Genomic DNA, 20,019 nt, shown 5'->3' on the forward strand with positions numbered 1-20,019 from the left:
GCGGGCTTGCCCGCGAAGAGGTGCATGAGGTTTCGGGTCAGCCCTTGCCGCCGGGCGCCAGCATGTTCTCCGGCCTTACCCACTGGTCGAACTGCTCGTTGGTCAGGTACTTGAGCTCCAGCGCCGCCTCGCGCAGGGTCTTGCCCTCGCTGTAGGCCTTCTTGGCGATTTCCGCCGCCTTGTCGTAGCCGATATGCGGGTTCAGCGCGGTCACCAGCATCAGCCCGCGCTCCAGGTGCGCGGCCATCTGCCCGGCGTCTGGCTCGATGCCGGCCACGCAGTGCTGCTGGAAGTTGTGGCAGCCATCTGCCAGCAATTCGATCGACTGCAGCAGGTTGTGGATGATCACCGGCTTGAACACGTTCAGTTGCAGATGTCCCTGGCTGGCGGCAAAGCCGATCGCCGCGTCGTTGCCCAGCACCTGGCAGGCCAGCATCGACAGGGCCTCGCATTGGGTCGGGTTGACCTTGCCGGGCATGATCGAGCTGCCCGGCTCGTTGGCCGGCAGGCGCACCTCGGCAATCCCGGCGCGTGGGCCTGAACCCAGCAAGCGCAGGTCGTTGGCGATCTTCATCAGGGCCACGGCCAGGGTTTTCAGGGCGCCGGCCAGGCTGGTCAGCGGCTCGTGGCCGGCGAGGGCGGCGAACTTGTTCGGCGCGGTGACGAAGGGCAGGCCGGACAATGCGGCCAGCTCGGCGGCGATCGCCTCGGCGAAACCGTGCGGGGCGTTCAGCCCGGTGCCCACCGCGGTGCCGCCCTGGGCCAGCTCGCACACCGCCGGCAAGGTGGCGCGAATGGCGCGCTGGGCGTAGTCGAGCTGGGCGACGAAGGCCGAGACTTCCTGGCCGAAGGTGATCGGCGTGGCGTCCATCATGTGGGTGCGGCCGGTCTTGACCAGGTGGGTGTGCCGAGCGGACAGCTCGGCCAGGCCCGCCGACAGCTCGGCGATCGCCGGCAGCAGTTTTTCATGCACGGCCTGGGCGGCGGCGATGTGCATGGCGGTGGGGAAGCAGTCGTTGGAGCTCTGCGAGCGGTTGACGTGGTCGTTCGGGTGCACCGGTACCTTGCCGCCACGGCCCTTGCCGGCCAGTTCGTTGGCGCGTCCGGCGATCACCTCGTTGACGTTCATGTTGCTCTGGGTGCCGCTGCCAGTCTGCCAGACCACCAGCGGGAACTGCTCGTCGTGATCACCGTCGAGCACTTCGTCGGCGGCCTGTTCGATCAGCCGGGCGATGTCGGCGGGCAGGTCGCCGTTGCGGTCGTTGACCCGGGCAGCGGCTTTCTTGACCAGTGCCAGGGCGTGCAGCACCGCCAGCGGCATGCGCTCCTTGCCGATGGCGAAGTTGATCAGCGAACGCTGGGTCTGCGCGCCCCAGTAGGCGTCCTCTGGAACTTCGACCGGGCCCAGGCTGTCTGTCTCGATACGGCTCATGCTGCGCTCACTCCTTTGGTAGTTCGAAACCGCAGTTTAGGCCCTGATTCGACGCTGCGGTTCCGTCGCTCGTCGTGCCACTTGAGCACTTCGCCATCACGGCGCAGAATGCTCTACCCTGAGGTATCCGCCTCCCTCTCTTGAAGGAAATGCAATGACCCGTCTCCGTGCCCTCTGTGCCGCCGTCGCCCTGGTCTGTGCCAGCGGCCAGGTACTCGCAGCCACCCCAGCCCACAACGCTGCCGCCGAGAAATTCCTGACCCTGGCCAATGCCGACAAGCTGGGCACGCCGGTGTACATGCAGGTCCAGCAGATGTTCGCTCAGCGTTTCGAGCAGACCAAGGCCCCGGCCTCCAAGAAAGGCGTCCTCGACAGCTACCAGGCCAAGGCCAATGCCGCCCTGGACAACGCCATCGGCTGGAAGAAGCTCAAGCCGCAGATGGTCAACCTGTACACCGCGACCTTCACCGAGGCCGAGCTGAACGACCTGGTCAAGTTCTACGAGTCGCCGCTGGGCAAGAAAGTCCTGCGCGAAATGCCTCGGGTCACCCAGCAGTCGGCCCAGCTGACCCAGCAGAGCCTGGAGCCGGCGGTGCCTGTGGTCAACAAGCTGCTCGACGACATGACCAAGGAACTCGACCCGAGCGCCGGCAAGGCCGCCGCCCCGGCGAAGAAGTGAGTTTGACGCGATGAGCATGCAGCAACGCATCGAGCAGCAGCTGGCGCCCCTGGGCGACCGGCACCTGGAAGTGCACAACGAAAGCCACATGCACAGCCGTGGCCAGGAAACGCACTACAAGGCCGTGCTGGTCAGCGAGCAGTTCGCCGGGCTGAACAGCGTCAAGCGTCACCAGAAAGTCTACGCCACCATGGGCGAGCTGATGGGCGAGATCCATGCCCTGGCGATCCACACCTACACACCCGAGGAATGGGCGGCGGTCGGCGCGGCGCCAGCCTCGCCGGTGTGCGCCGGCGGCGGGCACTGAATCCTTTCCGTCGATCTGGTACAATTGCGCAAAATCCGGGGGCTGCCTTGCAGCCCTTTCGCGGCACAAGGCCGCTCCTACAGGCATCCGCATCCCCCTGTAGGAGCGGCCTTGTGCCGCGAAAGGGGCGCAACGCGCCCCCATGCTTTTCATGTCAAACCCGGTCCGCCCCTTACGAGGGCAACCACCTGGAGATTCAGCTTCATGTCCCAACCGATCGTCGTGGCGGCGCTGTACAAGTTCGTCACCCTCGAAGACTACGTCGAGCTGCGCGAGCCGCTGCTCAAGGCCATGCTCGACAATGGCGTCAAAGGCACCCTGCTACTGGCCAACGAAGGTATCAACGGTACCGTCTCGGCCACCCGCGAAGGCATCGACGCGCTGCTGGCCTGGCTGCGCGCCGATCCGCGTTTGGTGGACGTCGACCATAAAGAGTCGTACTGCGACGAGCAGCCGTTCTACCGCACCAAGGTCAAGCTCAAGAAAGAGATCGTCACCCTCGGCGTGCCCGGCGTGGACCCGAACAAGGCCGTCGGCACCTATGTCGAGCCCAAGGACTGGAACGCCCTGATCAGCGACCCTGAAGTGCTGCTGATCGACACCCGCAATGATTACGAAGTGGCCATCGGCACCTTCAAGGGCGCCGTCGATCCGAAGACCGAGACCTTCCGCGAGTTCCCCGACTACATCAAGGCCAACTTCGATCCCAGCAAGCACAAGAAGGTCGCCATGTTCTGCACCGGCGGCATCCGTTGCGAAAAGGCCTCCAGCTATATGCTCGGTGAAGGCTTCGAAGCCGTCTATCATCTCAAGGGTGGGGTGCTGAAATACTTCGAGGAAGTCCCCCAGGAAGAGAGCCTCTGGGACGGCGACTGCTTCGTCTTCGACAACCGGGTCACCGTGCGTCACGACCTGAGCGAGGGCGAGTACGACCAGTGCCATGCCTGCCGCCACCCGGTCGATGCCAAGGACCGCGAGTCCGAGCACTATTCGCCAGGCGTGAGCTGCCCGCATTGTTGGGACACCTTGAGCGAGAAGACCCGTCGCAGTGCCATGGATCGACAGAAGCAGATCGAGTTGGCCAAGGCGCGCAACCAGCCACACCCGATCGGTTACAACTACAAAGCCGAGGCCTGATGCATGTCCGCACGCCTGCTCTATGTGATGGACCCGATGTGCTCGTGGTGCTGGGGCTTTGCCCCGGTGGCCGAGGCGTTGATCGCCCAGGCGCGTGCGGCGGGGGTCGCCACCCGCCTGGTGCCCGGTGGCCTGCGCAGTGGTGGCAGCGCCCTGGATGCCTCGACCCGCAAGTACATCCTTGAGCATTGGCAGGCGGTGCGGGATGCCACCGGGCAGCCATTTCGTTTCGACGACGCGATGCCCGATGGCTTCGTCTACGACACCGAGCCGGCGTGCCGCGCCCTGGTCGCGGCGCGCGAGCTGGACGATGAACGCGCCTGGACGCTGCTCAAGCTGATCCAGGGGGCGTTCTACGAGCAGGGCCTGGATGTCACTCGCGCTCCGCAACTGGTCGACCTGGCGGCTGAAGCCGGCTTCGACCGCGAGTCGTTCGCCCAGCAGTTTGCCAGCCACGACACTCGCGCCGCCACCAGCGCCGATTTCGCCTGGGTGCAGGACCTGGGCATCGCCGGCTTCCCCACGCTGCTGGCCGAGCGCAATGGCCAACTGGCCTTGCTGACCAACGGCTATCAGCCGCTGGACAGCCTGCAACCCTTGCTCGGCCGCTGGCTGCAGCAGGCCGCCTGTGCTTGATCTGCCCGGGTCGCCAGACCCTGTGCCAGGGAAGTCCCCCGCTGTGCCCGATCGCCTGAGCTGGGCGGAGATTCGCCGCCTGGCCCTGCACCACAAGAAAGCCCTGTGGACCGCCAACCTGGTGGCCGTGCTCGCCGCCCTGTGCAGCGTGCCGATCCCCTTGCTGCTGCCGTTGCTGGTGGATGAGGTGTTGCTGGGGCATGGCGACGCCGCGCTGAAGTGGATGAACAACTTCCTGCCCGCCGGTTGGCAGGTGGCGGCGGGCTATATCGGCCTGATGCTGTGCGCCACCCTGGGCCTGCGCCTGGCGGCGCTGGCGTTCAACGTGGTGCAGGCCAGGCTGTTCGCCGGTCTGGCCAAGGACATCGTCTACCGCCTGCGCATCCGCCTGATCGAGCGGCTCAAGCGCATCTCGCTCAAGGAGTACGAGAGCCTGGGCAGCGGCACGGTGACCACCCACCTGGTCACCGACCTGGATACCCTCGACAAATTCGTCGGCGAAACCCTCAGCCGCTTCCTGGTGGCGGTGCTCACCTTGACCGGCACCGCCGCGATCCTGATTTGGATGCACTGGCAACTGGCGCTGCTGATCCTGCTGTTCAATCCCCTGGTGATCTACTTCACCGTGCAGCTGGGCAAGCGCGTCAAGCACCTGAAGAAGCTGGAGAACGACAGCACCGCGCGGTTTACCCAGGCGCTGTCGGAAACCCTCGATGCAATCCAGGAGATCCGCGCCGGCAACCGCCAGGGCTACTTCCTCGGACGTCTCGGGCTGCGTGCCCGGGAGGTGCGCGACTACGCCGTGGCCTCGCAGTGGAAGAGCGACGCCAGCGGTCGCGCCAGCGGGCTGCTGTTCCAGTTCGGCATCGATATCTTCCGTGCCGCGGCCATGCTCACGGTGCTGTTCTCCGACTTGTCCATCGGCCAGATGCTCGCGGTGTTCAGCTACCTGTGGTTCATGATCGGCCCGGTGGAGCAACTGCTCAACCTGCAATACGCCTACTATGCCGCCGGCGGCGCGTTGACCCGCCTCAACGAGCTGCTGGCGCGGGCCGATGAGCCGCAATACCCGGCGGCCAGCGATCCCTTCGCCGGTCGCCAGACCGTCGGTATCGAGGTGCGCGACCTGCGTTTCGCCTATGCCGACGAGCCGGTGCTCGACCAGCTGAACCTGTCCATTGCCCCAGGTGAGAAAGTCGCCATCGTCGGTGCCAGCGGCGGTGGCAAGAGCACCCTGGTGCAACTGTTGCTGGGGTTGTATGGCGCCCAGGCCGGGACCATCCGTTTCGGTGGCGCCAGCCTGCAGGAGATTGGCCTGGAAACCTTGCGCGAGCATGTGGCCGTGGTGCTGCAGCACCCGTCGTTGTTCAACGACAGCGTGCGCGCCAACCTGACCATGGGCCGGGAATGCAGCGACGATGCCTGCTGGCAGGCGCTGCGGATCGCCCAGCTGGAAGCGACCATCGCCGCCTTGCCCCAGGGCCTGGACAGCATCGTCGGGCGCTCTGGCGTGCGCCTGTCCGGTGGCCAGCGCCAGCGCCTGGCGATCGCGCGGATGGTGCTGGCCGAGCCCAAGGTGGTGATCCTCGACGAGGCGACCTCGGCGCTGGACGCCGCCACCGAGTACAACCTGCACCAGGCCCTGGCGCGTTTCCTCAGTGGCCGTACCACACTGATCATTGCCCACCGGCTGTCGGCGGTAAAGCAGGCCGACCGTGTGCTGGTGTTCGACGGCGGTCATGTGGCCGAGGATGGTGGTCATCAGCAACTGATCGCCGAGGGCGGCTTGTACGCCAAGCTCTACGGCCACTTGCAGCAAACCTGATAGCTTTGTCCTGAAGCTGTGGGAGCGGGTTCACCCGCGAATGCGCCCGCTCAAGCGCCAATTCTGTCTGGGCTGACGCATTCGCGGGCAAACCTGCTCCCACAGGCATGGCAAATGGCCTACGCTGTGCTTTGTCTAGGTCGATTCGTGCCTTATCTACCGCCATGACAGGGACTACATGAAGGGAAATCGGACTCTCGAGGCGCCGCGGCTGCTGGGTATCATCTGGCCCTTCGTTGCCGTCGTGCTGTTCCAGGTGCTGCTGGGCAGCCTGAGTCTCTATGCGCTTTCCGCCGTGCGCGCCTACGTGGCGGGCGAAAGCCTGTGGTCCAAGGCGCAGAAAGACGCCATCTATTACCTCAACCTCTATGCCGACGACCGCGATCCGCTGACCTACGCCCGCTACCGCCGCGCCATCCTCGTGCCCCAGGGCGACTACGACCTGCGCCTGGCCCTGGACCGGCCCGAGCCCGACCTGGAGGCCGCCCGTCGTGGCATTCTACAGGGCGGCAACCACCCCGACGATGTCGCCCGGATCATCTGGTTCTACCGCAACTTCCGCCATATCAGCTATATGGAAACCGCCATTCACTACTGGGATATCGGCGACGACTACCTGCGCCAGCTCGATGTGCTGGCCGGCGAGATGCGCGCGGGCTTTGCCGCCGGCGCGGTCGATACCCGCCAGGTGGCCAACTGGCGGGCCCGCATCGTGGTCATCAACGATGGCGTGACCCCGGCCGCCAAGGCCTTCAGCGATGCCTTGGGCGAAGGCTCGCGGATGCTGCTCAGGGTGTTAATGATCACCAACCTGGCCACCGCGCTGTTCCTGATTGCCATGGCCTGGTTGCGCTCGAGCAAGCTGCTGGCCCAGCGCCAGGCGTTTGCCAGTGCGCTGCAGGCGGAAAAGGAACGGGCCCAGGTCACCCTGGAGTCGATCGGCGACGCGGTGATCACCACCGACGTCGATGGCTGCATCGCCTACATGAACCCCGCCGCCGAGCAGTTGACCCACTGGCAGGCGGCCCAGGCCCAAGGCCTGCCGCTGGCGGCGCTGTTCAGCCTGCTGGATGAAAACGCCGAGAAGGATGGCCACACCCTGGTCGAGCAGGTGCGCAGCGGCAGTCTCAAGGGTGGCGCCGAGCATGCCCGGTTGATCCAGCGCCTGGATGGCAGCACGGTGTCGGTGAACCTGGTGGGGTCGCCGATTCTCACCGCAGGCCAGCTCAGCGGTATCGTCGTGGTGCTGCACGACATGACCCAGGAACGCCAGTACATCGCCAACCTGTCCTGGCAGGCCACCCATGACGCGCTGACTGGGTTGGCCAACCGCCGCGAGTTCGAATACCGCCTGGAGCAGGCGCTCAACGGCCTGGCTCGGCAGGCCGGGCGTCATTCGCTGATGTTCCTCGATCTCGACCAGTTCAAGTTGGTCAACGACACCAGCGGCCATGCCGCGGGCGATGAATTGCTGCGCCACATCTGCGCGGTGTTGCAGTCAGGCCTGCGCGAGGGTGACACCTTGGCCCGCCTGGGCGGCGACGAGTTCGGCGTGTTGCTGGAGAATTGCCCGTCGGAGCAGGCCGAGCGCATCGCCGAGCAACTGCGCCAGGCGGTGCAGAGCCTGCATTTCGTCTGGAAGGGGCGGCCGTTCGTCACTACCGTGAGCATCGGCCTGGTGCACATCGCCCAGGTGCCTACCACTCTCGAGGCGTCGCTGCGGGCCGCCGACATGGCCTGCTACATGGCCAAGGAAAAGGGGCGCAACCGGGTCCAGGTGTACCATGCCGACGACAGCGAGTTGTCCATGCGTTTCGGCGAAATGGCCTGGATCCAGCGCCTGCATGTGGCGCTCGAGGAAAACCGCTTCTGCCTTTATGCCCAGGAAATCGCGCCGCTGCAGCCCCATGAAGGGCCCGGCCATATCGAAATCCTCCTGCGCTTGCATGACGAAAGCGGCCGCACCATCCTGCCTGACAGCTTTATCCCGGCGGCCGAGCGTTACGGCCTGATGACCGCCCTCGATCGTTGGGTAGTGCGCAATGTGTTCCAGACCATTCGCCAGTGCCTGGACGAAGGCCGGGAGGGGCCGCTGGCGATGTGCGCCATCAACCTTTCGGGTTCGAGCATCGGCGATGACAAGTTCCTTGAGTACCTGCAGCGGCTGTTTGGCGAGTTTGCCATCCCACCGCGGCTGATCTGCTTCGAAATCACTGAAACCAGCGCCATTGCCAATCTGGGCAGCGCGATCCGCTTCATCAATGAATTGAAAGGATTGGGCTGCCGGTTCTCCCTTGACGACTTCTGTGCCGGAATGTCGTCATTCGCCTATTTGAAGCATTTGCCTGTAGACTTCCTGAAGATCGACGGAAGTTTCGTCAAAGACATGCTCGACGACCCGATCAACCGGGCGATGGTCGAAGTGATCAATCACATCGGCCACGTCATGGGCAAGCGGACCATCGCCGAGTTCGTCGAAACACCGCTGATCGAGCAGGCTTTGCAAGAGATCGGCGTGGACTACGCCCAGGGATACCTCATCGAACGCCCGCAGGTCTTCACCTGCGACAGCCTGCAGCGCCAACGGATTGCCGCAAGGCCCCTTCTGCACCGGGCACCGGGGACCTTTCGCTGAACAACGCCCGGAAATCACAGGGAATCAAGGAGCTGACAGTGATTGACGCGTTCGTACGGATCGGACCATTGATGGATCCGGCCAGTTATCCGCAGTGGGCCCAGCAACTGATCGAGGATTGCCGCGAAAGCAAGCGCAGGGTGGTGGAGCATGAGTTCTACCAGCGCCTGCGCGATGGCCAGCTCAAGCAGTCGACCATACGCCAGTACCTGATCGGTGGCTGGCCGGTGGTCGAGCAGTTCTCCCTCTACATGGCCCATAACCTCACCAAGACCCGCTATGCCCGCCACCCCGGCGAGGACATGGCGCGACGCTGGCTGATGCGCAACATCCGTGTCGAGCTCAACCACGCCGACTACTGGGTGCATTGGTGCCAGGCCCATGGCATCCACCTGCACGAGTTGCAGGCCCAGGAGGTGCCGCCCGAGCTCAATGGCCTCAACGACTGGTGCTGGCGCGTGTGCGCCACCGAGTCGCTGGCCATCGCCATGGCGGCGACCAACTACGCCATCGAAGGCGCGACCGGTGAATGGTCGGCGGTGGTCTGCGCCGACGACACCTACGCCCAGGGCTTCCCCGAGGAGACCCGCAAGCGCGCGATGAAGTGGCTGAAGATGCACGCCCAGTATGACGATGCCCACCCGTGGGAGGCGTTGGAGATCATCTGCACCCTGGCGGGCGAGAGTCCGACTCTGGGGCTGCGCACCGAGTTGCGCCGGGCGATCTGCAAGAGCTACGACTGCATGTTCCTGTTCCTGGAGCGTTGCATGCAGCTCGAAGGGCGTCAGCAGGGGCGCGTGCGCCCGGCGTTGGCGGCGGGCTGAAGTGCTGGGTTTGACCGTGCCGGCCTTTCGCGGCGGTTCGGCGCCCCGATAAACCCGCTCCTACAGGATGGTCATTGCCCTTGCGGGTCGTGCGGTCCTGTGGGAGCGGCTGTCTTGCTCAACTGCTAAAGCTGGCGCGGTCGCTGTGGGAGCGGCTTCAGCCGCGAACACCGGCGTAGCCGGTGCCAAACACCGCGTCGCTTGCTTCGCGCCGAACCGCCGCGAAAAGGTCGACAAGGGTCACTGGGCGTTCAGCGCCTGCCCATTGACGTCCTTGCTGTCCGGCCCCATCAGGTACAGGTAGACCGGCATGATCTCCTCGGGCAGCGGGTTGTTCTGCGGGTTTTCGCTCGGGTATGCCTGGGCGCGCATCGCCGTGCGCGTGGCGCCCGGGTTGATGCTGTTGGAGCGCACCGGCGCCACGCCTTCGAGTTCGTCGGCCAGGGTCTGCATCAGGCCCTCGGTGGCGAACTTCGACACCCCGTAGGCACCCCAGTAGGCCCGGCCCTTGCGCCCGACGCTGCTGGAGGTGAACACCACCGAAGCGTCCTCCGACAGCTTGAGCAGTGGCAGCAAGGTGCTGGTGAGCATGAAGGTGGCATCGACGTTGATGTGCATCACGCGCATGAAGTTGTCGCCCGAAAGCTGCTCCAGCGGTGTGCGCGGGCCAATGATCGAGGCGTTGTTGAGCAGGCCGTCGAGGCGTCCGAATTGTTCCTCGATCATCACCGCCAGCTCGTCGTACTGGTGGGGCAGGGCGGTTTCCAGGTTGAATGGGATCACCACCGGTTGCGGGTGGCCGGCGGCCTCGATCTGGTCGTAGACCTCGTTGAGGTTGGCCTCGGTCTTGCCCAGCAGCAGCACCGTGGCGCCCAGGGCGGCGTAGGCCTTGGCGGCGGCGGCGCCGATGCCGCGGCCGGCGCCGGTGACCAGGATGATCCGGCCCTTGAGCAGGTCGGGGCGGGCGGTGTAGTCGAACATAGGTCTGTCCTTGGATATGAGCTGCAAGCTATAAGCGGCAAGCTACAAGAGAAAGCGGATCAGTGTTGGAACTGCTTTTTCTTGTGGCTTGAAGCTTGACGCTTGCGACTTGAAGTCAGCAACCGCACAGCGCGCTGTCGATCACCTTGCGCAGTTCCAGCGGGTGGTCCACCACCACGTCGGCGCCCCAGTTGTTGGGGTTGTCCTCTGGATGAATATAGCCGTAGCGCACTGCGGCGGTACGGGTGCCGGCGTCGCGGCCGGACTCGATGTCACGCAGGTCGTCGCCGACGAACAGGACGCTGGCCGGGTCCAGGTCCAGGGTCTTGCAGGCGAGGATCAACGGCTCGGGGTCGGGCTTGCTGTTCTTCACGTGGTCCGGGCAGATCAGCAGGGCCGAGCGCTCGGCCAGGCCCAATCGCTGCATGATCGGCTCTGCGAAACGCACCGGCTTGTTGGTGACCACGCCCCACAGGAGGTTGCCTTTCTCGATGTCGGCGAGCAATTCAGGCATGCCCTCGAACAGCTTGCTGTGCACCGCGCAGTCGCGCTGGTAGCGCTCGAGGAACTCCAGGCGCAGGGCTTCGAAGCCTTCGGCTTGCGGGTCCATGGCGAAGGTCGCGGCGACCATCGCCCGGGCGCCGCCGGAGATCACCTCGCGGATGCGTTCGTCGTCGATGGCCGGCAGGCCGCGGTCGGCGAGCATCGCCTGGCAGATGGCGATGAAGTCCGGCGCCGTGTCCAGCAGGGTGCCGTCCATGTCGAAGAGTACTGCTCGCAAGCGCATGCTCATTCCTCGCGCAGGGTCTGGATCATGTAGTTGACGTCGACATCGTTGTTCAGCTTGTAGTGCTTGGTCAGCGGGTTGTAGGTCAGGCCGATGATGTCCTTGACCTCCAGCCCGGCGGCGCGGCTCCAGGCGCCCAGCTCGGAGGGGCGGATGAACTTCTTGAAGTCATGGGTGCCGCGCGGCAGCATCTTGAGGATGTATTCGGCGCCGATGATCGCCAGCAGGTAGGCTTTGGGGTTGCGGTTGATGGTGGAGAAGAACACCTGGCCACCCGGCTTGACCATGCGGTAGCAGGCGCGGATCACCGACGAAGGGTCCGGCACGTGCTCGAGCATTTCCAGGCAGGTAACCACGTCGAACTGGCCGGGCATTTCCTCGGCCAGGGCCTCGGCGGTGATCTGCCGATACTCGACGGCGACACCGGACTCCAGCTGATGCAGCTGGGCCACCGCCAGTGGCGCTTCGCCCATGTCGATGCCGGTGACCGTGGCGCCGCGCTGGGCCATGGCCTCACTGAGGATGCCGCCGCCGCAGCCGACGTCCAGTACCTTCTTGCCGGCCAGGCCGACACGCTCGTCGATCCAGTTGACCCGCAGCGGGTTGATGTCGTGCAGTGGCTTGAACTCGCTCTCGCGGTCCCACCAGCGGTGGGCCAGGGCTTCGAACTTGGCGATTTCGGCGTGGTCGACGTTGCTCATGGGAACAGTCCTCTGAATCTTCGATAAATAGTGGCGCGGGTCGGTAGCCGTGGCTGCCGGCCCTTCATTCGTTGCGCCCGCCGATGCGGGCTCCCCAGGCGCGGGCGTTGGCGGCCAGCGCGGCTTCGTCCATGCGTGTCAGGCGGCGCTCGTCGACCAGCAGCTGGCCGGCGACCCAGACGGCCTTCACGCACTCGCGGCCGGTGGCGTAGATCAATTGCGAAACCGGGTCGTGCACCGGCTGTTGCTGCAGGCCGGACAGGTCGAAGGCGACCAGGTCGGCGGCCTTGCCCACTTCGAGCGAGCCGGTGATCGCCTCCAGCCCCAGTGCTCGGGCACCGTTGAGCGTGGCCATGCGCAGCGCGCGGTGCGCGTCCAGGGCGGTGGCCGAGCCGGCCACGGCCTTGGCCAGCAAGGCGGCGGTGCGGGTCTCGCCGAGCAGGTCGAGGTCGTTGTTGCTGGCGGCGCCGTCGGTGCCGACCGCGACGTTGACTCCGGCTTGCCACAGGCGCTCCACCGGGCAGAAACCGCTGGCCAGCTTGAGGTTGGACTCGGGGCAGTGGACCACGCTGGTGTTGCTTTCTACCAGCAGCGCCAGGTCGTCGTCGCTGACCTGGGTCATATGCACCGCTTGCAGGTTCGGCCCCAGCAGGCCTAGGCGGGCGAGGCGCGCCAGCGGGCGCTCGCCGTTGTCCTTGACAGCCTGCTCGACCTCGCTGGCGGTTTCGTGGATGTGCATGTGCAGCGGCGCGTCGAGCTGGTCGGCGATGATGCGGATCTTCTCGAGGTTGGTGTCGCTCACCGTATAGGGCGCGTGCGGGCCCAGGGCGATGCGGATGCGCGGGTGATGGCGCAGCTCGCCGAACAGCTCGATGGCCTGGTGCAGGGCCTGGTCCGGGGTTTGCGCGCCGGGGATGGGGAAGTCCAGCAGCGGCACGGCGATCTGCGCGCGGATGCCGCTGTGGTGGACCCGGTCGCAGGCCTCGCGGGGGAAGAAATACATGTCGGCGAAGCAGGTGACGCCGCCCTTGAGCTGTTCGGCGATGGCCAGGTCGGTGCCGTCGCGCACGAAGGTCTCGTCGACCCAACGGCCCTCGGCGGGCCAGATGTGCTCCTTGAGCCAGGTCATCAGCGGCAGGTCGTCGGCCAGGCCGCGGAACAACGCCATGGCGGCATGCCCGTGGGCGTTGATCAGCCCGGGGGTCAGCAGGCAGTCGGGCAGCTCGCGCACGGCCTGGGCCTGCGGGGCGCGTTCGCGCGGGCCGATCCAGGCGATCTGGCCGTCGCGAATGCCCAGCGCATGGCCTTGCAGGACCACGCCCGCCGGCTCCACGGGGACCAGCCAGGCCGGTACGAGCAGCAGGTCGAGGAGGGGAGGGGCACTGGGCATGCGAGGCATCTACCTGGTTCGGTTCGGCTAAACGCGCAGTATACCCGAGCGTCCGTGGCTGAGGGTCGCTATAATCGCCGGCTTTTGATGCCTGGGTGACGGGGAGAGGCGATGCGCGAGCAACTGATGGCGGCGGAGACCGTGGTAGGTATCGAGTGGCGCGACGGCGCGTTGCACCTGCTCGACCAGCGTCTGCTGCCGCTCGAGCAGCTCTGGCTGACCTGCAGCAGTGTCGAGGAAGTGGCCGAGGCGATTGGCGACATGGCGGTGCGCGGTGCGCCAGCGATCGGCATCTGCGCAGCCTATGGGCTGGTGCTGGCGCTGCGCCAGCGCTTGGCCGAAGGTGGCGACTGGGAAGAGTCGCTGGAAGAAGACTTCCTGATGCTGGGCGAGGCCCGGCCAACCCCGGCGAATCTGTTCTGGGCCCTCAACCGCATGCGCGAGCGCCTGCAGCGGTTGCGCCCGGGGGAAGACCTGCTGGCGGCCATGGAGGCCGAGGCCATCGCCATTCACCAGAGTGACCGCGAGGCCAGCCTTACCATGGCCCAGTTCGGCGTCGAGCAGATTCGCAAGCACCAGGGCAGCGAGCAGGCCCTGCTCACCCATGGCAACGCCGGGGCCCTGGCTACCGGCGGCTTTGGCACCGCGCTTGGGGTGATCCGCGCCGCGACCCTGGAAGGCATGGTCGAGCAGGTCTATGCCTGCGAGTCCCGCCCCTGGCTGCAGGGCTCGCGCCTGACCGCCTGGGAGCTGGCAGCCGACGGCGTGCCGGTGACCGTGGTCGCCGATGCGGCGGCTGGGCACCTGATGAAGACCAAGGGCATCACCTGGGTAGTGGTGGGAGCCGACTGCATCGCTGCCAATGGCGACGTGGCGGCGAAGATCGGCACTTATCAACTGGCCGTGGCGGCCATGCACCATGGCTTGCGTTTCATGGTGGTGGCGCCGAGCACCAGCATCGACCTCAACCTGGCCAGTGGCGAGGACATTCCCTTGGAAATCCGTGGTGTCGAGGAACTGCTCGAGGTCGATGGCATCCAGGTGACGGCGGACGTCGAGGCGTACAACCCGGTGGTGGATGTCACCCCGGCCGACTTGATTGATGTGATCGTCACTGAAAAGGGTGTGGTCGAACGCCCGGACACGGCGAAGATCGCCCAGTTGATGTGCCGTAAACGCCTCCATTGAGGCGTTTCTCCATTCGAACGAATGGCCTGTCACGGCTACCTGCCATATCTCCCATGCCGCCTATGGTTGTGATACCATCCGGCAGTTTCCAAGGCCGCTCTTTACGGCGGCCTTCATTGCGCAGATCCATGGCACAACTCATTGATTTGTCGTAAGTCGTCGCACCCCTTTTGCGCTGCGGCGGCGAGCTTCGTTCGTCCTAAGTGGGACCAGGCGAAGTTTCACCAGAAAAAGGAATCAGGCTTCTCATGGGCGAACTGGCCAAAGAAATCCTCCCGGTCAATATCGAAGACGAACTGAGACAGTCTTACCTCGACTACGCGATGAGCGTGATTGTCGGGCGAGCGCTGCCCGATGCGCGTGACGGCTTGAAGCCGGTGCACCGTCGCGTGTTGTACGCGATGAGCGAGCTGGGCAACGACTGGAACAAGCCGTACAAGAAATCCGCCCGTGTGGTCGGTGACGTGATCGGTAAGTACCACCCGCACGGCGATACCGCCGTGTACGACACCATCGTGCGCATGGCCCAGCCCTTCTCGCTGCGCTACCTGCTGGTCGATGGCCAGGGCAACTTCGGTTCGGTGGACGGCGACAACGCTGCGGCCATGCGATACACCGAAGTGCGCATGGCCAAGCTGGCCCACGAGCTGCTGGCCGACCTGCACAAGGAAACCGTCGACTGGGTGCCCAACTACGACGGCACCGAGCAGATCCCGGCGGTCATGCCGACCAAGATCCCCAACCTGCTGGTCAACGGCTCCAGCGGCATCGCCGTGGGCATGGCCACCAACATCCCGCCGCACAACCTCGGCGAGGTGATCGACGGCTGCCTGGCGCTGATCGACAACTCCGACATCACGGTCGATGAACTGATGCAGTTCATCCCGGGGCCGGACTTCCCGACCGCCGGCCTGATCAACGGCCGCCAGGGCATCATCGAGGCCTACCGCACCGGCCGTGGACGCATCTATATGCGTGCCCGCTCGGAAATCGAAGACATCGACAAGGTTGGCGGTCGCCAGCAGATCGTCGTCACCGAGCTGCCGTACCAGCTGAACAAGGCGCGGCTGATCGAGAAGATCGCCGAGCTGGTCAAAGAGAAGAAGATCGAAGGCATCACCGAGCTGCGCGACGAGTCCGACAAGGACGGCATGCGCATCGTCATCGAGCTGCGTCGCGGCGAGGTGCCGGAGGTGGTGCTCAACAACCTCTACCAGCAGACCCAACTGCAGAGCGTGTTCGGCATCAACATCGTCGCCCTGATCGACGGCCGCCCGCGCCTGCTGAACCTCAAGGACCTGCTCGAGGCGTTTGTTCGTCACCGTCGTGAGGTGGTCACCCGTCGCACCGTGTTCGAGCTGCGCAAGGCTCGCGAGCGTGGCCACATCCTCGAAGGCCAGGCGGTTGCGCTGTCCAACATCGACCCGGTCATCGCCCTGATCAAGGCTTCGCCGACGCCGTCCGAGGCCAAGGAAGCGCTGATCAGTACTGCCTGGGAATCCAGCGCCGTGCAGGTGATGGTCGAGCGCGCTGGCGCCGAGTCCTGCCGTCCGGAAGACCTGCCGGAGCAGTACGGCCTGCGCGAGGGCAAGTATTACCTGTCGCCGGAACAGGCCCAGGCCATCCTTGACCTGCGCCTGCACCGCCTGACCGGCCTGGAGCACGAGAAGCTGCTGGCCGAGTACCAGGAAATCCTCGCCCAGATCGGCGAGCTGATCCGCATCCTCAGCAGCGCCGAGCGCCTGATGGAAGTGATCCGCGAGGAACTGGAAGCGATCCGCGCCGAATATGGCGATGCCCGTCGCACTGAAATCCTCAATGCCAGCCACGACCTCAACTACGGCGACATGATCCCGGAAGAAGAGCGCGTGGTGACCATTTCCCACGGCGGCTACGCCAAGACGCAGCCCCTGTCCGCCTACCAGGCCCAGCGCCGCGGCGGCAAGGGCAAGTCGGCTACTGGCGTGAAGGACGAGGACTACATCGAGCACCTGCTGGTCGCCAACAGCCACGCGACCCTGCTGCTGTTCTCCAGCAAGGGCAAGGTGTACTGGAAGAAGACCTACGAAATTCCAGAAGCGTCCCGCGCCGCCCGTGGTCGTCCATTGGTCAACCTGCTGCCGCTGGAAGAAGGTGAGCGAATCACCGCCATGCTGCAGATCGACCTGGAGGCCCTGCAGCAAAGCGCGGGTGCCGACGAAGAGCTGGAGGACGCGGATGACACCGTGCTCGAAGGCGAAGTGGTCGAGGCCGAGGAAGTCGACGAGGAAGACGGCGATACCCCTGAGTGGCTGGCTGAGCCGACCGGCGCCTACATCTTCATGGCCACCGCTTCCGGTACCGTGAAGAAGACCCCGCTGGTGCAGTTCGCCCGTCCGCGCTCCAATGGCCTGATCGCCCTGAAGCTCAAGGAAGGTGACACCCTGATCGCTGCGGCCATCACCGACGGCGCCAAGGAAGTCATGATGTTCTCCGACGCTGGCAAGGTGATCCGTTTCGCCGAGAGCGTGGTCCGCGAGATGGGTCGTAACGCCCGCGGTGTGCGCGGCATGAAGCTGGGCAAGGGGCAGCAGATCATCTCCATGCTGATCCCGGAATCCGGCGCGCAGATCCTCACCGCCTCCGAGCGTGGCTTCGGCAAGCGCACCCCGCTGTCCAAGTTCCCGCGCCGCGGCCGTGGCGGCCAGGGCGTGATCGCCATGGGCACCAAGGGGCGCAATGGCTTGCTGATCGGTGCTATCCAGGTGCAGGAAGGTGAGGAGATCATGCTGATCTCCGACCAGGGCACGCTGGTGCGGACACGGGTCGGGGAAGTTTCCAGCCTTAGCCGCAACACCCAGGGCGTGACCCTGATCAAGCTGGCCAGCGATGAAACCCTGGTAGGCCTTGAGCGTGTCCAGGAGCCATCCGAGGAAGAGCTCAATGACATCATCGAGACGGACGAGGAGGGCAACCCGCTCGATGCGGTGGGCGAGGATGACGCGGGTGTCGAAGAGGCGCCTCAGGAATAACCGATGCAACAACCCGAACGGGGCGACCAAGGTCGCCCCGTTTGACTGATAAGGGCTTGGCCCGATCCGCAGGCTGGCCTCATGGCCTGTGGGAGCGGGTTTACCCGCGAAGAAGACACCGCGGTGCATGGCAAGGGCTTCGCCTTTGTTCGCGGGTAAACCCGCTCCCACAGGGTTTCCGCTGGCATCGATGATTTACGATTTGTTCTATTTGGCAGAGCGAGAGTGGATGTGAGCAAACGAGCCTTTAACTTCTGCGCAGGCCCTGCCGCGCTTCCCGATGCTGTCCTGCAGCGTGCCCAGGCGGAAATGCTGGATTGGCGTGGCAAAGGCCTGTCGGTGATGGAGATGAGCCACCGCAGCGACGACTACGTGGCCATCGCCGAAAAGGCCGAGCAGGACCTGCGCGACCTGCTGTCCGTCCCTTCCAACTACAAGGTGCTGTTCCTGCAGGGTGGCGCCAGCCAGCAGTTTGCCGAGATCCCGCTGAACCTGCTGCCGGAGAACGGTACCGCCGACTACGTCGAGACCGGCATCTGGTCGAAAAAGGCCATCGAAGAGGCGCGCCGTTATGGCAACGTCAATGTCGCCGCCAGCGCCAAGCCTTACGACTACCTGGCCATTCCGGGGCAGAACGAATGGCAGCTGACCGCCAATGCGGCCTACGTCCACTATGCGTCCAACGAAACCATCGGTGGCCTGCAGTTCGACTGGGTGCCCGAGACCGGTGACGTGCCGCTGGTGGTGGATATGTCCTCCGACATCCTTTCGCGGCCGATCGATGTTTCGCAGTACGGCATGATCTACGCCGGCGCGCAGAAGAATATCGGCCCCAGCGGCCTGGTGGTGGTGATCGTTCGCGAGGACCTGCTGGGCCGTGCCCGCAGCAGCTGCCCGACCATGCTCGACTACAAGATCGCAGCCGACAACGGCTCGATGTACAACACGCCTGCCACCTATTCCTGGTACCTCTCGGGCCTGGTGTTCGAGTGGCTCAAGGAGCAGGGCGGTGTCGAGGCCATGGAGCAGCGCAACCGCGCCAAGAAGGACCGTCTGTACGGTTTCATCGACAGCAGCGAGTTCTACACCAACCCGATCAGCCACAACGCCCGTTCGTGGATGAACGTCCCGTTCCGACTGGCCGACGAGCGCCTGGACAAGGCCTTCCTGGCCGGCGCCGACGCCCGTGGCCTGCTCAATCTCAAAGGCCACCGCTCGGTCGGTGGCATGCGCGCCTCGATCTACAACGCCTTGGGCCTGGAAGCCGTCGAGGCACTGGTTAACTACATGGAAGTATTCGAAAAGGAGCATGGATGATGTCCGACCAGGAATTGAAGGCACTGCGCGTGCGCATCGACAGCCTCGACGAGAAGATCCTCGAGCTGATCAGCGAGCGCGCCCGCTGTGCCCAAGAAGTGGCCAAGGTCAAGACTGCGTCGCTGGCCGAAGGCGAGACACCGGTGTTCTACCGCCCCGAGCGTGAGGCCGCGGTGCTCAAGCGCGTCATGGAGCGCAACGCCGGTCCGCTGGACAACGAAGAGATGGCGCGGTTGTTCCGCGAAATCATGTCGTCCTGCCTGGCGCTCGAGGAACCCCTGAAAGTGGCCTACCTCGGCCCAGAGGGAACCTTCACCCAGGCTGCGGCGATGAAGCATTTCGGCCATGCCGTGGTCAGCCGCCCGATGGCGGCCATCGACGAGGTGTTCCGCGAAGTGGCGGCCGGCGCCGTCAACTTCGGCGTGGTGCCGGTGGAGAACTCCACCGAGGGCGCGGTCAGCCATACCCTGGACAGCTTCCTCGAGCACGACATGGTGATCTGCGGCGAGGTCGAGCTGCGTATTCACCATCACCTGCTGGTGGGCGAGAACACCAAGACCGACAGCATCACCCGCATCTATTCCCACGCCCAGTCGCTGGCCCAGTGCCGCAAGTGGCTGGATGCCCACTACCCGAACGTCGAGCGCGTGGCCGTGTCGAGCAACGCCGAGGCGGCCAAGCGGGTCAAGGGCGAATGGAACTCGGCGGCGATCGCCGGCGACATGGCGGCCAACCTGTATGGTTTGACCCGCCTGGCCGAGAAGATCGAGGACCGTCCGGACAACTCGACGCGCTTCCTGATGATCGGTAACCAGGAAGTGCCGCCGACCGGCGACGACAAGACCTCGATCATCGTCTCCATGAGCAACAAGCCGGGTGCGCTGCATGAGTTGCTGGTACCGTTCCACGAGAACGGCATCGACCTGACCCGCATCGAGACCCGTCCGTCGCGCAGCGGCAAGTGGACCTACGTGTTCTTCATCGACTTCGTTGGCCACCACCGCGACCCGCTGATCAAGGCGGTGCTGGAGCAGATCAGCCAGGAGGCCGTGGCGCTGAAGGTGTTGGGCTCGTACCCGAAGGCGGTGCTTTGATTCGAGATTGTCGGGGCTGCAACGCAGCCCCAATGGGTCTCGCAGATTGCCTAGATTTCTGAACAGGGTTCACAT

General features: G+C 65.0%; 16 protein-coding genes. 11 read left to right on the forward strand and 5 right to left on the reverse strand.

Features of this window, described 5'->3' with window-relative positions; translation table 11 throughout:
- Nucleotides 1-37: 37 nt before the first annotated feature.
- Complete coding sequence (locus HU772_RS06715) at nt 38-1,432, reverse strand: class II fumarate hydratase (protein WP_186655851.1); 1,395 nt, start codon at nt 1,430-1,432, stop codon at nt 38-40.
- A 154-nt stretch (nt 1,433-1,586) separates the two neighbouring features.
- On the opposite strand from HU772_RS06715, the gene HU772_RS06720 reads away from it, so the two are divergent.
- From HU772_RS06720 to HU772_RS06750, 7 genes are all read left to right on the forward strand, one after another.
- Nucleotides 1,587-2,111, forward strand: a complete 525-nt coding sequence (locus tag HU772_RS06720; RefSeq protein ID WP_186655853.1) for a DUF2059 domain-containing protein — start codon at nt 1,587-1,589, stop codon at nt 2,109-2,111.
- Between the two features lie 10 nt (nt 2,112-2,121).
- The gene (locus HU772_RS06725) at nt 2,122-2,418 is read left to right on the forward strand and encodes a BolA family protein (RefSeq protein WP_186655855.1); all 297 of its coding nucleotides are present in this window, start codon (nt 2,122-2,124) and stop codon (nt 2,416-2,418) included.
- A gap of 204 nt (nt 2,419-2,622) precedes the next feature.
- Nucleotides 2,623-3,555 (forward strand): oxygen-dependent tRNA uridine(34) hydroxylase TrhO, encoded by a 933-nt coding sequence (gene trhO / locus HU772_RS06730; protein ID WP_186655857.1) that lies wholly within the window; start codon nt 2,623-2,625, stop codon nt 3,553-3,555.
- Between the two features lie 3 nt (nt 3,556-3,558).
- Entirely contained in the window at nt 3,559-4,191 is a 633-nt protein-coding gene (locus HU772_RS06735; RefSeq protein ID WP_186655869.1) for a DsbA family protein, read from the forward strand.
- Nucleotides 4,184-6,016: an ABC transporter ATP-binding protein gene (locus HU772_RS06740; protein WP_186655872.1), complete on the forward strand. Its 1,833-nt coding sequence runs from the start codon at nt 4,184-4,186 to the stop codon at nt 6,014-6,016. The genes HU772_RS06735 and HU772_RS06740 overlap by 8 nt, the downstream gene beginning before the upstream one ends.
- A gap of 178 nt (nt 6,017-6,194) precedes the next feature.
- Nucleotides 6,195-8,651: an EAL domain-containing protein gene (locus HU772_RS06745; RefSeq protein WP_186655886.1), complete on the forward strand. Its 2,457-nt coding sequence runs from the start codon at nt 6,195-6,197 to the stop codon at nt 8,649-8,651.
- A gap of 38 nt (nt 8,652-8,689) precedes the next feature.
- Nucleotides 8,690-9,475: an iron-containing redox enzyme family protein gene (locus tag HU772_RS06750; protein WP_186655894.1), complete on the forward strand. Its 786-nt coding sequence runs from the start codon at nt 8,690-8,692 to the stop codon at nt 9,473-9,475.
- A gap of 240 nt (nt 9,476-9,715) precedes the next feature.
- Here HU772_RS06750 and HU772_RS06755 read toward each other — a convergent pair whose 3' ends face one another.
- From HU772_RS06755 to HU772_RS06770, 4 genes are all read right to left on the reverse strand, one after another.
- A complete protein-coding gene (locus HU772_RS06755; RefSeq protein ID WP_186655896.1) occupies nt 9,716-10,456 on the reverse strand; it encodes a YciK family oxidoreductase in 741 nt (246 codons plus the stop codon).
- A gap of 115 nt (nt 10,457-10,571) precedes the next feature.
- Nucleotides 10,572-11,243, reverse strand: a complete 672-nt coding sequence (gene mupP, locus HU772_RS06760) for an N-acetylmuramic acid 6-phosphate phosphatase MupP (RefSeq protein WP_186655904.1) — start codon at nt 11,241-11,243, stop codon at nt 10,572-10,574.
- A gap of 2 nt (nt 11,244-11,245) precedes the next feature.
- Nucleotides 11,246-11,944: a bifunctional 2-polyprenyl-6-hydroxyphenol methylase/3-demethylubiquinol 3-O-methyltransferase UbiG gene (gene ubiG, locus HU772_RS06765; protein ID WP_186655905.1), complete on the reverse strand. Its 699-nt coding sequence runs from the start codon at nt 11,942-11,944 to the stop codon at nt 11,246-11,248.
- A 64-nt stretch (nt 11,945-12,008) separates the two neighbouring features.
- On the reverse strand, nt 12,009-13,334 hold the full coding sequence (locus HU772_RS06770) for a TRZ/ATZ family hydrolase (RefSeq protein ID WP_186655908.1): 1,326 nt from the start codon (nt 13,332-13,334) through the stop codon (nt 12,009-12,011).
- A 111-nt stretch (nt 13,335-13,445) separates the two neighbouring features.
- Between HU772_RS06770 and mtnA the strand changes: the two genes are divergently transcribed.
- The 4 genes from mtnA (at nt 13,446) to pheA (ending at nt 19,944) form a co-directional block, all read left to right on the forward strand.
- Nucleotides 13,446-14,522: an S-methyl-5-thioribose-1-phosphate isomerase gene (mtnA, locus tag HU772_RS06775; RefSeq protein ID WP_186655910.1), complete on the forward strand. Its 1,077-nt coding sequence runs from the start codon at nt 13,446-13,448 to the stop codon at nt 14,520-14,522.
- A gap of 248 nt (nt 14,523-14,770) precedes the next feature.
- Nucleotides 14,771-17,533 (forward strand): DNA gyrase subunit A, encoded by a 2,763-nt coding sequence (gene gyrA / locus HU772_RS06780; protein ID WP_186655913.1) that lies wholly within the window; start codon nt 14,771-14,773, stop codon nt 17,531-17,533.
- 231 nt (nt 17,534-17,764) lie between these two features.
- Nucleotides 17,765-18,850, forward strand: coding sequence for a 3-phosphoserine/phosphohydroxythreonine transaminase (gene serC / locus HU772_RS06785; protein WP_186655915.1), 1,086 nt, complete (start codon nt 17,765-17,767; stop codon nt 18,848-18,850).
- Nucleotides 18,850-19,944 (forward strand): prephenate dehydratase, encoded by a 1,095-nt coding sequence (gene pheA / locus HU772_RS06790; RefSeq protein ID WP_186655918.1) that lies wholly within the window; start codon nt 18,850-18,852, stop codon nt 19,942-19,944. The genes serC and pheA overlap by 1 nt, the downstream gene beginning before the upstream one ends.
- The last annotated feature ends 75 nt before the right edge of the window (nt 19,945-20,019 follow it).

This window comes from Pseudomonas xantholysinigenes (genome assembly GCF_014268885.2).
GTDB lineage: Bacteria > Pseudomonadota > Gammaproteobacteria > Pseudomonadales > Pseudomonadaceae > Aquipseudomonas > Aquipseudomonas xantholysinigenes.

Excerpts from the sequence above, each read along its gene's own strand:
- HU772_RS06715 (WP_186655851.1), bottom strand. The coding sequence starts at position 1,432 with ATGAGCCGTATCGAGACAGACAGCCTGGGCCCGGTCGAAGTTCCAGAG.
- mupP (WP_186655904.1), bottom strand. The coding sequence starts at position 11,243 with ATGCGCTTGCGAGCAGTACTCTTCGACATGGACGGCACCCTGCTGGAC.
- gyrA (WP_186655913.1), top strand. The coding sequence starts at position 14,771 with ATGGGCGAACTGGCCAAAGAAATCCTCCCGGTCAATATCGAAGACGAA.
- HU772_RS06770 (WP_186655908.1), bottom strand. The coding sequence starts at position 13,334 with ATGCCCAGTGCCCCTCCCCTCCTCGACCTGCTGCTCGTACCGGCCTGG.
- HU772_RS06755 (WP_186655896.1), bottom strand. The coding sequence starts at position 10,456 with ATGTTCGACTACACCGCCCGCCCCGACCTGCTCAAGGGCCGGATCATC.
- HU772_RS06745 (WP_186655886.1), top strand. The coding sequence starts at position 6,195 with ATGAAGGGAAATCGGACTCTCGAGGCGCCGCGGCTGCTGGGTATCATC.
- ubiG (WP_186655905.1), bottom strand. The coding sequence starts at position 11,944 with ATGAGCAACGTCGACCACGCCGAAATCGCCAAGTTCGAAGCCCTGGCC.
- trhO (WP_186655857.1), top strand. The coding sequence starts at position 2,623 with ATGTCCCAACCGATCGTCGTGGCGGCGCTGTACAAGTTCGTCACCCTC.
- HU772_RS06720 (WP_186655853.1), top strand. The coding sequence starts at position 1,587 with ATGACCCGTCTCCGTGCCCTCTGTGCCGCCGTCGCCCTGGTCTGTGCC.
- pheA (WP_186655918.1), top strand. The coding sequence starts at position 18,850 with ATGTCCGACCAGGAATTGAAGGCACTGCGCGTGCGCATCGACAGCCTC.
- HU772_RS06725 (WP_186655855.1), top strand. The coding sequence starts at position 2,122 with ATGAGCATGCAGCAACGCATCGAGCAGCAGCTGGCGCCCCTGGGCGAC.
- HU772_RS06735 (WP_186655869.1), top strand. The coding sequence starts at position 3,559 with ATGTCCGCACGCCTGCTCTATGTGATGGACCCGATGTGCTCGTGGTGC.
- mtnA (WP_186655910.1), top strand. The coding sequence starts at position 13,446 with ATGCGCGAGCAACTGATGGCGGCGGAGACCGTGGTAGGTATCGAGTGG.